The sequence below is a fragment of the uncultured Acetobacterium sp. genome, from assembly GCF_927416815.1.
Classification (GTDB): domain Bacteria; phylum Bacillota; class Clostridia; order Eubacteriales; family Eubacteriaceae; genus Acetobacterium.
This window is the reverse complement of the sequence record NZ_CAKMJU010000024.1, coordinates 26,055-37,469: the sequence shown is the minus strand read 5'-3', so window position 1 is coordinate 37,469 and position 11,415 is coordinate 26,055. Positions and strand designations below refer to the sequence as shown.

The following is an 11,415-nucleotide window of genomic DNA, read 5'->3' as shown; positions in this document are numbered from 1 at the left end:
CAGCTAGAAGACAGATGACTATGTCTACGATTGAAGAAATTACATTGGTGGTGGTGTTGCATTTGCACCGAAACCAAGAAGTTATAGATATACTTTGCCTAAGAAAGTAAGAAGATTAGCACTTAAATCTGCTTTTATTGGCGGGCTATTAGGAGGAAGCATTGTTTATGGCGAGGTTGCAATCAACAAGAGTCTGATCAGTTTTCAAAATTTCATGATCACTAATAATTTATTAATCCAAGCAATTCTTCTTGGACTCTGTGCGATTCTTATTCTGATTTTGTATTTCTCGGCCAAACTTAAGGTGAAAAAATTGGAAGAAAATAATGATGTGCTGTTTGATCAGATCGACCGTCAGTTGGGATTTTTGTTTCCATTGATTTCAGTTTCTATGATTAGTGGTTTTTGTCTATTTGGCATCACAGTTACTGGTTTTATGAACGAATTTAAGCTTGTAGGCCTGTTAATTTTTTTAGCAAATATGGGGTTCACTTTAATCATGACTGTTCTTTCCCTAAAATTGACAAAAACCTTATACCCAGAAAAAAAGGGGAACCCACTTGACTTTAACTTTGATAAGGAGTGGTTAAAAAGCTGTGATGAAGCTGAAAAATTTGTAATATTTAAAGCTTCCTACCGATGCTATCAACTGATGAATTTTGTTTACTGTGGTGTCCTTACCGTATGTCTGCTCGTTTCCATTACCATGAATATCGGTATCTTTCCCTATTTGCTAATTGGCTTTTTATGGATAACCCAGACCCTGATTTATTCTGTATCGGCTAATAAATTTCAACACGGACAGTTGGACAATGTGCAATAGCAAGCTTCTAACATCAAGTCAAAACGAAAGCTCTTTTCGAAAACCTGCGACCATTTTGAAAGAGTCCCATTTTTGAATTTTTTCAAAAACGGGACTCTTAAATTTATGGCAACTAAGTGATGCTAAACTTTGCTGCTTTCCTGTCATTGCAAGACTGTCAAGTGCCGTTACTAGTATTCATTCATTTTTTCAAAGCTACTAATGTTTTATGACCTTACTTAATTCACCCTGAATCTCATTCATCAGATAATCCGTATAAGGGATTTCCGTAAAGAGACGTCCTTGGGTGTAAGGTTTAAGCTCCACCGCAACTGCTTCTAGTATTTGCTGGTTTAGTATTTCTCCAACCGCGACGTTCTTAAACGCATCATTGGTTTCCCCGATGGTTTTTAAAATCGCATTTGGACAAACTGCGCCAAGATCCTTCGCCAGAATTTCTGCAATCGCCTGAATCATATTGATATTGTTCATTCCCAAGGGATTTTCTACCGACTTCTTCACCTTAAGCAAGCGACCTTCCGTGTTCACAAAGGTACCGCTTACTTCCGGGAAGGCCAGTGCTGGCAACACCACATCAGCTTTCTGGGCAGCCGAGCTCAGGTGGGTATCCTGAACCATTAAAAATTCATATCCACTTAGATCCGCATTGGGTTCCTCACCAAAAATCAGCAGAGCCTTTGCTTCTTTAAGAATCTCTGGACTGTTCGTTACCCCCAAGGCATTGAGTCCGATGCTGTTATTCTTAACTGCTACTCTGAAAATTCCACTACGTTTGCCATCAGTTTTTCCCAGCAGGCCAAGGATATTGCCAACCAGAGCTGACGCTTCAGCAGTGATATACTTATCACCCATAACAACTACCAGGCTTTTGGCATTAACCAGGCCTTCACCAATGATCTGAGCTTGGTCGCAGATATCAAAATCTGCCAGCGATGTTTTTAATGCCTCCAAATTCGCGATGTCTGCTTTCAAAGCGCCATTTTCGATGACGTATTTGGTGATTTCCGCCAGGAATTCAAGATCATCGCATTCGGTGATGAACTCATCGGCAAGATGATCATAACCGCTTTCTAAATGGTTAATAACAAAAATATTGGCGCCGTTTTTAGATGCCTGAGACAACTTATACTTCACAATCGGGTTATTCACGGGTAGCAACCCGAGTACCAGAATGGTATCTGCGGTTACAATTGCATTCATATCTAAAACCGCATGGTTACCCGTGAGAATCGTGTCTTCACCATGTTCACGATTGGAAAAACTGAAGGTTTCGGCTCGGAGTACCTTGGCCAGCTCGATCATATTATAAATTTCTTCGTTGGTGTACTTCGGTGAAATCGCCATTTTCACGGCAGCGGTGCCGTAGCGGGCGGCGATGCTCTGAGATTTTTTAGCGATGGTCACAAAAGCATCATACCAACTTGCTGGTCTCAGTTCACCCTGTTTATTCCGAATCAGTGGTGTCATCAGTCGCTCACCCCACTGCACCAGGTTAGTACCAAACCGTCCCCGTCCACACATAACCCCTTGATTGATCTCTTGGTGGTGCTTCTGAGGAACAGCTTTGATGATCATGTCACCCTTCGATTCAATGACAATCTGACAACCAGCAGAACAGTAGCCACAGGTGGATTCGGTTTTGTCGGTATCCATGGGAATCTGTTTAATGCCGGTGAGACCTTCTCGTAAGGCACCGGTCGGACAAACCGAGATACATAGTCCACAACTGACGCAGCCAGTGTCTTTTAATGGCTGACGCAGAGCCGGTTCCACAATCGTTTCAAAACCGCGGTCAACCAGACCCAAGGCCGTCACACCGACAATCTCCTCACAGACCCGGACACAGAGGCCACAGGTAATACACTTGCTGTTATCCCGGATCACAAAGGGGTGGTCGTCCTGGATTTTTGCTTCCGGGTTCTTGCCTTTAAAACGTTCGGGCTTGACCTGATATTCATTAGCGTAGGCAACCAGTTTACATTCAAAGTAAGCCTGGCAACCGCATTCGAGACAACGTTCTCCTTCTTTAACAGCCTGGACAGGATTATACCCTTCCACTACTTCCAGAAAATTATCATTTCGGGCATCTGGAGCCAGGTGGTTCATCGCTGGACGCTTGTTTTTCTTGATGCTTTCCAGGTAGTCCTGATCGACCGCTTCGCGAATCACAAAGTAAGGTTCGTGGTAGTCAATGGTATCACCGTTTAAGTAGCCTTCGATAAAAGGAACGGCTTTTTTGGCATCACCGACAGCCTTAATGACAATCGAGGCGCCGCTGTTGATACAATCCCCGCCAGCAAAAACGCCATCCAGATTAGTCCGGAAGGTTTGTTCGTCAGCCAGGACGGTATTCCATTTGGTCAGTTCCAATTGATCCAGTCCTTTGGGGTTGATCCCCTGGCCAATGGCCAGAATCAGGGTGTCAATATCCAGACTCTCTTCTTCACCTTCAATCGGCACCGGGCTTCTGCGCCCGCTGGCATCAGGTTCACCAAGCGCCATTTTCTGAAGCCTTATTTTGACGATCTGTCCGTCATCACCCTTAATGACTTCAATCGGGTTAGTCAGGTTTTTAAAAACCACCCCTTCTTCTTCCGCTTCGATAATTTCAATTTCTTCCGCTGGCATTTCAGCTTTAGTCCTTCGGTAAATATTATAGACTTCTTTGGCACCAAGGCGCAGAGCGGTTCGGCAAGCATCCATGGCGGTATTGCCACCACCGACGATAGCGACTTTTTCACCAAGGGTGATGGGTTCGTTATTGGCCACCTGCTGCAACAGTTCAATCCCGCCGATGACGCCTTTAGCATCAATCCCTTCGCAACGCAGGCCGGAACTGGTCCAGGCACCTAGAGCAACATAGACGGCATCATGGTTTTGTCGGATGGTTTCAAAGGGAATATCAACGCCCACCCGGGTGTTGTTTTTAAAGATAACACCCATCTCTTCGATCAGCCCCACTTCTTCATCGACAACCCCTTTGGGTAACCGGTATTCAGGGATACCATATCGGAGCATCCCGCCCATCATCGGCATCGCATCATAAATGGTAACAGCATGGCCGGATTGAATCAGGTAGTAGGCGGCGGTAAGACCACCGGGTCCGCCACCGATTACCCCGATGGACTTGCCACTAGCTTTCGCAATTTCCGGGAGAAACATCTCATGGGTCATGTCATAGTCGGCGGCAAAACGTTTGAGCCAGGCAATCGCAATGGGTTGATCCACTTCCCCCCGGCGACAGGCAGTTTCGCAGGGATGCGGACAGACCCGGCCAATCGCTCCGGGTAGCGGAAGTTGTTCTTTGATCAACTTTAAGGCTTCATGAAATTCGCCATTGGCGATTAAGCCAACGTAGCCCTGACAGTCGGTGGTACCGGGGCAGGCTAATTTACAGGGGGCAACGCAATCACCGATATGTTTGGAGAGCAGTAACTCCAGATTTGTTTTTCGCGATTCAATGACCCGGGGGGTCTTCGTATTGACTACCATGTTGTCACTAATCTCAGTGGCACAGGCTTTTAAAATCTTGGGAATGCCGGCAACCTCCACCACACAAAGACCACAAGAACCATAGATCTCCAGTCGTTCGTCATAGCACAGGGTGGGGATATCAATTGCATTTTTCCGGGCTACTTCTAAAATGGTTTGTCCGGGATAACCGGTCACTTCTTTTCCATCGATGTTCATTTTATATTGTTTCATTCTCCCACTCCTTTCTAATCAATAATGACGGAATCAAACTTACAGACAGCGAAGCATTTACCGCACTTGATACAAAGCTCCTGATCGATCTGATGGACTTTTTTCTTTTCACCGGCAATCGCATCAACAGGGCAATTTTTCTTACAAGCACCACAACCGACACATTTTTCTTGATCAATCGTATAGGTCAATAGCGGTTTACAGCTTTTGGCGGTACATTTTTTGTTGTAGATATGGTCTTCGTACTCGTTTCGGAAATATTTGATGGTGGTGAGGATCGGATTAGGGGCGGTCTGACCCAGACCACACATCGAGCCTTCTTTGATCTTGTAAGAAAGTTCTTCGAGCAATTCGATGTCACCATCCTGACCTTCACCCTGGGTAATCCGGTTGAGGATTTCGAGCATCCTGGTGGTACCGACCCGACAGTAGGTACATTTGCCACAGGATTCCTTACAGGTGAAGTCGAGGAAAAACCGAGCCATATCGACCATACAGGTATTTTCATCCATAACTACCATCCCGCCAGACCCCATGATGGCACCGGTTTTAGTGATTTCGGCATAGTCAATCTGGGTATCAAGCAGGCTGGCCGGAATACATCCACCGGATGGGCCACCCATTTGAACGGCTTTAAAGGCTATATCTTCTTTGATCCCCCCACCAATCTCATAAATAACATCCCTTAGTGTTAATCCCATGGGAATCTCTACCAAGCCACCCCGTTTGACCTTACCGGTCAGGGCAAAAACCTTGGTCCCTTTACTTTCTTTGGTTCCTAAAGCCGCGTAGGCTTCGCCGCCATTTCTAAAAATCCAGGGAACATTGGCGAAGGTTTCGACATTGTTAATATTGGTCGGTGCATTCCAATAGCCTTTCTGGGCTGGAAAGGGGGGTTTTAACCGGGGCATCCCGCGTTCACCTTCTAATGAAGCGATCAGCGCCGTTTCTTCACCGCAGACAAAGGCACCGGCACCGGCTTTTATGCGCAGATCGAAGTCGAATCCGGTCTCAAAGATGTCTTTTCCCAGGAAGCCTTTTTCGCGAGCCTGATCAATGGCATTTTGCAAACGCACAATCGCCAGCGGGTACTCAGCCCGGACGTAGATGACTCCTTCGTTGGCGCCAATGGCTTTAGCGCCAATTAGCATCCCTTCGATCAGAGCATGGGGGTCACTTTCAAGAACGGATCGATCCATAAAAGCTCCGGGATCGCCCTCGTCGGCGTTACAGACCATATATTTGGTTTTACCCGGGGATTTTTTGGCGGCATCCCATTTGAACCAGGTCGGGAATCCGGCACCACCCCGGCCTTTTAAGCCAGCTATTTTGACGGTTTCAATAATTTCTTCAGGGGTCATCTCGGTGAGACATTTTTTAGCTGCCAGGTAACCATCGACTGCCTGATAATCTTCAATCCGTTCGGGATCAATGATACCGGAGTTTCGCAGCACGATCCGTTTCTGTTTGCCGATCATGGTGATGTCAGATTCCGATATCTGCATCTCTTTGAGTGCGTTTTCCCCAAGGACATAATCTTCAATGATTCGTCGGGCATCGTCAGTGGTGACATTAACAAAAGTTATCTTCTTTCCGTCATTGTCAATTACGTCAACAATAGGTTCCAGGTAACAGGTGCCAATACACCCGGTTTGTTCAAGCGACAGATCCAGACCCTTTTCGGCAATGATCGCTTCAAAAGCGGTCTCTACCTTATGGGCTCCGGCGGCAATCCCACAGCTCCCTGCTCCGATTACGATTTTCATACTGTCACCTCATTTTCAATCATCTTTAATCCGCTGACTTCGGCACTGGCAGCTTCTTTTAGCTCAGCTAGAATATGGGTCACCTTATCTTTGGTCAGCTGTCCATAGGTGTCGTCGTTGATCATCATCACTGGAGACAAGCTGCAGCAGCCCAAACAGGCGACGTTATTCAGCGTAAACAGTCCATCAGCAGTGGTCTCGCCTTCTGTGATCTCCAGATAATCTATCACCGCTTCCTCTACCTGCTTTGAACCGTTGACATGACAGGCGGTTCCCTGACATAGCATGATTAGGTATTTCCCCACCGGTTCAAATCTAAACTGGGTGTAGAAGGTGGCAACGCCGTAAACCTTGGCAATGCTGGTGTGCGTTTCCACAGCAATATGGCGCATCAACTCAACCGATAAAAAGCCATACAGTTCCTGCGCTTTCTGCATGATGGTGATCAGACTTCCGGGGATGTCGGCGTATTGATCCAGCACCGGTGATAGCTCTTCAAAGGGATTATGTTGATCCCCTTGACAACCGCAGCTGCAACCGTGTGCATGCTCATGGTGATGTTCCTGTATTTCATGACTCATATGATAAAACTCCTTTCAACTTCGGCAGATAGACATCATTTTTTATTTTTTCTCATCCTCTTAATTATACACTTTTTAATGTATAAAAAATGGTAAATATGTTCATAATTTAAGTAAAAAATGAAATAATCAAAAGTATCTTAACCGTTACGAACCGCTGAAATATTTTCCAGCGGTTCGTAATCATATATTGTTCATATTTTTATTAATGAGACAGAATTTTTCCGCCTCGCTGCAAACCAGTATCTCCTGATCGGACAAATTCTAAGATACCATAGGGCTCAACCATTTCGAAGAAACCTTCAATTTTGTATCGGGTACCAGTAATTTCAATGACCAGACTTTCTCTTGATACATCGACAATATTGGCTCGAAACATATTTGCAATTTCAACAATCTGAGATCGAGTTGTATCATCAGCCTTGACCTTGATAAAGACCAACTCTCTGATAATCGAATCATCTGCTTTTAACTCAATAACTGTAATGACATCAATGAGTTTATTGAGTTGTTTCTTTATTTGGGTCAGGATTTGATCGTCACCGGTAACCGTGATGGTAATCCGTGAAAGATCGGTACTCTCTGTGGTTCCTACCGTCAGGCTGTCAATATTATAGCCGCGTCTGGCAAAAAGTCCTGAAATGCGGCTTAATACACCAAAATTATTTTCTACCAATAATGATAAACAGGTTTTCTTCTCCATTGTCACTCTCCCTAAATCCTTATGAAATCCGGATGAACCTGGCATTGAATCAAGGTCGGTCCCTGGTGTTTAATTGCTTCCGGGAGTACCTTGTTAAAGTCGACGTTTTTGTCAACCTTAAAGCTCTTTATGCCATAAGCTTCGGCCAGTTTCATAAAATCGATATCAAAATTAATATCCGTGCCACTGTAATGTCCTTTTCCATAGTTGTCAAACTGCAGTTGCCGTACCATTCCCAGCTTAGTATTGGTAATCAGAATGATATTGACATTCAGCTGATATTCAGCAATAACTCCCAGCTCACCCATACTCATTTGAAAACTGCCATCGCCGCAGACAATGAAAACTTGCTTGGGTTTTTCTAAGGTCGCAAAAGATGCCCCACAGGCTGCCGGAATGCTGTATCCCATGGTGCCTAATCCCCCTGAAGTATAGTATCTTCGGTTTTTTATAATTCGGTAATACAGGGCTGACCAGATCTGATTGAGCCCTACATCACCAACCACAGTGGCATCATCTGAAGTCATTTCAGACATATCCTTAAACAATATTTTAGGATTGATCAGATCGCTACAAGGCGGATCCGCATCGTAAACCAGCGGATTCTCGCTGCGGATGGTTTCAATTTCAGCAAGCCAGGCGCCATGATCCGTGAGGGTATCCTTTTGAATCAGTTCCGCTAAAACCGTTTTGGCATCTCCGACAATTGGAATATTTGTTTCCATGTTTTTACCAATTTCCGCAGGATCGATATCAATGTGCACAAAGTCAGTATCTTTTTCAAATTTAGTCAGATTTGAGGTAGCGCGATTAGACATTCGGGCACCTACATTAATAATCAGGTCAGCACCGTTCATTACCACATTGGAATATTTATAGCCATGACTACCAACAATACCACAGTATAAGGGGTGATCTTCCGGAAAGGCGCCAATCCCCATTAGTGAGGTAATCACGGGTACATTGTTTTGCTCTGCAAAAGCCAGCAATTCCTTCTGCGCATTTCCCAGCACTACGCCACCACCGGCATAAATAACCGGTTTCTCCGCTTCTTTTATCTTTTTGATCGCTCGCTTGATCTGTCCGCTGTGGCCATTCAAGTTAGGTTTATAGCCCATGATATCAACCTTGTCATAGGTCAACCCAGTCTTAACATTTTCCAGCTGAACATCTCGGGGAATATCAATCAATACTGGTCCCGGACGACCTGTAGAGGCAATATGAAAGGCTTCCCTGATGATTCGTGGGATGTCAGCAGCATTTTGAACTAAATAACTGTGTTTTGTAAAGGGAGCGGTTGCACCAGTGATATCTGCCTCCTGGAAGGCATCCGTTCCGATAAGTGCCCGATCTACCTGACCGGTGATCGCTACAATTGGAATTGAATCAAGGTAAGCGGTTGCAATACCGGTTACAAGATTGGTTGCTCCAGGACCCGATGTTGCCAAACATACGCCAACACGCCCAGATTCTCTGGCATACCCACTTGCGTAATGCGGTGCCGTCTGTTCGTTTCGTACTAAAATATGTTTAATCGGTGATGTTCTAAATGCTTCATAGAGAGGTAGCAGTGCACCTCCCGGATAACCAAACACAAACTCAACATTTTCTCGTTCTAGACATTTTAAAATTAATTTTGACGCTAACAGTGGAATCACTCCCTTTTTAAGTATTTCCGCTTATCATATTAAAATTTAGATATTTTGTCAATGACTTTTTTTCCTCATCAAGTAAAGATTATTGTTCATACACATTTGGAAACCATGTCAAATATTTTTATAAATAGTCAATTTTCCTAGCAGCGGCGTTTTGACTGAGATTGCGCCGACTGGGCACATTTCCTGACAGCAATAGCAGCGAATGCAGCGATTGTAAAAATACAAGGGATACTTTCTCCGTTTCCTCTCGACAATCCGGATGGCCTTTTTTTCGACCGGACAGCTCTCTTGGCAGATGCCACAGCCAATACATTTCTCCTTATCAACTACCGGTTTCTGAATGATCAAATCTTGAATCGGTTTTAATACTGAAAGAGTAGACGGCTCACCATCATGAACAGGAATCCGAACCACGTCAAAGTCAGGATTATAAAATTTTTCAAGCGGTTCGCCTAAAATTTCAATCTTTTCTTCGGTCCAGTATCCCAATTCCATTTCTTCACCATCGGTAATCGTTGGGATAAAGCTAGGATCAAGATTAATCATTCTGGCAAAGGTCGCATCTAAAGCAACGGGATCATCGGATACCAACAATACCTTCATCGGCACGGGTTTTCCTGATGCCGGGCCATTGCCTTCCATGGCCACAATTCCGTCCATCACAAAAAGTCTCAATTTGGGACTAAGATAGCGGTTCAAGTCCACCAGCATTTTTGAAAAGCTTTTAACACTCGGGTAATGGGCATGGGACATCCCCTTATTCAAACCATAAACACAACCGAATTGGTTTTTAATCGCCCCGGTGATTCGGGTTAGACCGTGGGTTTTCATCTTTGAAAGACTGATAATCGCATCACTCTCTAAAACACCCTGAGCGATATCAAATTTCTTGGTTCCGATCCCAAGTAAGAAATCCATTTGCTGACCGCTACTAAAATCTTTTAAGGGGATCTCATACTGCGCCGCTATCGCAGCGAGTCCACTTTCTTTGGCAGCACCAGTGGGAGAGCCAAAGCCTGGTGAATCACCATAGAAAAGGCGATTATAGTCCGCCTCTTTGAGTAGTCGTATGATTGCTTCAAATACTGCCGGATGTGTGGTAACGCCAGCATCAGGTGTTTTTCCTCTGAGCAGATTCGGTTTGAGTAAAATCCGCTCTTGCCTGTTTACAAATTGTTCGATCCCGCCGAGTAATTCCACAGCAGATTTTAGTTTCTCATAAACTAGTTCATTATCATAGGATTCACAACCCATGATAACCACCCGGGACTTTTTATTTTCCATTTTTCTCAATGCCTCTTTCCGTTATTTTGATTTTTTTCTCTTTTAATAATTTACCCACAGCGCGCTTAAAAGAACTCTTACTCATATTAAATTCTTTTTTTATTACAAACGCCTCGGTTTTATCATTATACGGCAAGAAACCTTGACTTTCGTTTAATTTTGTCAAAATCTCAACGGCATCTTTGGGTATCTCTTTGTAGGCTTTTTTGTTAGGACTCAAGACCAATTTTCCGTCGTTGCGGATTTCAGATACGCGGGCATGAATTTTTTCACCGCACTGAATATCTGAATTGGCATCTTTGATCAAAATCAAACCGTGATAGCGATTATCGACCGCCACAAAGGCGCCGATTTCGGGATTAATCTGATACACATAGCCTTCAATCCAATCACCTACCTTGTAGGGTGCGCCGACCTTCAGCAAGGGATAGATCTTCATGGTTGCACATAAACGATCACTTTTATCGGTATATAGATTTACCAGATAATCACGGCCTTTTTGTACCTTGACGGTTTGCTCGTTATAAGGAAGTAACAGATCTTTTTCAAGTCCCCATTCCAGAAAGGCGCCGACCTTGGTAATATCGGCAACCTTAAGTGCTGCAAAAGCGCCGAGCTGAATCTTTGGTTCCCGAGTTGTCGATATCAACCGATCCTTCGAATCCCGATAAATAAATACATCGATTTGATCACCGGCTCGGGAATTTTTTGGCACTTCCTTCTCTGGTAATAAGACGACCTCGATGGTATCGAATCCGTCCGATAAATATGCGCCGATTGGTGTGATCCGTTCAATTGTTAGTGTTTGTACTTTTCCTATTTCTATCATTTTATCAACCTCTTTTATTTTAGTAGCCAGGCATAAAAAAGGCCGTGTTCATCACACAACCCTAGT

At 44.4% G+C, this 11,415-nt stretch carries 7 protein-coding genes and 1 pseudogene; 1 reads left to right on the top strand and 7 read right to left on the bottom strand.

Annotated elements, in window-relative coordinates; genetic code table 11:
- Positions 1-40: 40 nt before the first annotated feature.
- Positions 41-823 (top strand): annotated as a pseudogene (gene rplD / locus QZ998_RS03985) (50S ribosomal protein L4); the annotation flags it as partial.
- Positions 824-1,021: 198 nt separating this feature from the next.
- On the opposite strand, the gene QZ998_RS03980 reads toward rplD, so the two are convergent.
- The 7 genes from QZ998_RS03980 to QZ998_RS03950 all read right to left on the bottom strand — a co-directional run bounded on the left by QZ998_RS03980 (position 1,022) and on the right by QZ998_RS03950 (position 11,349).
- Positions 1,022-4,528, bottom strand: coding sequence for an FAD-dependent oxidoreductase (locus tag QZ998_RS03980; RefSeq protein ID WP_296558209.1), 3,507 nt, complete (start codon positions 4,526-4,528; stop codon positions 1,022-1,024).
- A gap of 14 nt (positions 4,529-4,542) precedes the next feature.
- On the bottom strand, positions 4,543-6,294 hold the full coding sequence (gene nuoF, locus QZ998_RS03975) for an NADH-quinone oxidoreductase subunit NuoF (RefSeq protein ID WP_296558206.1): 1,752 nt from the start codon (positions 6,292-6,294) through the stop codon (positions 4,543-4,545).
- Positions 6,291-6,875, bottom strand: coding sequence for an NADH-quinone oxidoreductase subunit NuoE (nuoE, locus tag QZ998_RS03970; RefSeq protein WP_296558205.1), 585 nt, complete (start codon positions 6,873-6,875; stop codon positions 6,291-6,293). The genes nuoF and nuoE overlap by 4 nt, the downstream gene beginning before the upstream one ends.
- Before the next feature lie 205 nt (positions 6,876-7,080).
- Entirely contained in the window at positions 7,081-7,578 is a 498-nt protein-coding gene (ilvN, locus tag QZ998_RS03965) for an acetolactate synthase small subunit (protein ID WP_296558203.1), read from the bottom strand.
- 11 nt (positions 7,579-7,589) lie between these two features.
- Positions 7,590-9,236 (bottom strand): biosynthetic-type acetolactate synthase large subunit, encoded by a 1,647-nt coding sequence (ilvB, locus tag QZ998_RS03960; protein WP_366512389.1) that lies wholly within the window; start codon positions 9,234-9,236, stop codon positions 7,590-7,592.
- A 108-nt stretch (positions 9,237-9,344) separates the two neighbouring features.
- Positions 9,345-10,520, bottom strand: a complete 1,176-nt coding sequence (locus QZ998_RS03955; protein ID WP_296558202.1) for a DUF362 domain-containing protein — start codon at positions 10,518-10,520, stop codon at positions 9,345-9,347.
- The gene (locus QZ998_RS03950) at positions 10,510-11,349 is read right to left on the bottom strand and encodes a S1-like domain-containing RNA-binding protein (protein WP_296558201.1); all 840 of its coding nucleotides are present in this window, start codon (positions 11,347-11,349) and stop codon (positions 10,510-10,512) included. The genes QZ998_RS03955 and QZ998_RS03950 overlap by 11 nt, the downstream gene beginning before the upstream one ends.
- Between the last annotated feature and the right edge of the window lie 66 nt (positions 11,350-11,415).

Bases quoted from the DNA above. Each gene is read 5' to 3' on its own strand.
- nuoE (WP_296558205.1), bottom strand. From the start codon at position 6,875: ATGAGTCATGAAATACAGGAACATCACCATGAGCATGCACACGGTTGC.
- QZ998_RS03955 (WP_296558202.1), bottom strand. From the start codon at position 10,520: ATGGAAAATAAAAAGTCCCGGGTGGTTATCATGGGTTGTGAATCCTAT.
- QZ998_RS03950 (WP_296558201.1), bottom strand. From the start codon at position 11,349: ATGATAGAAATAGGAAAAGTACAAACACTAACAATTGAACGGATCACA.
- ilvN (WP_296558203.1), bottom strand. From the start codon at position 7,578: ATGGAGAAGAAAACCTGTTTATCATTATTGGTAGAAAATAATTTTGGT.
- QZ998_RS03980 (WP_296558209.1), bottom strand. From the start codon at position 4,528: ATGAAACAATATAAAATGAACATCGATGGAAAAGAAGTGACCGGTTAT.
- nuoF (WP_296558206.1), bottom strand. From the start codon at position 6,294: ATGAAAATCGTAATCGGAGCAGGGAGCTGTGGGATTGCCGCCGGAGCC.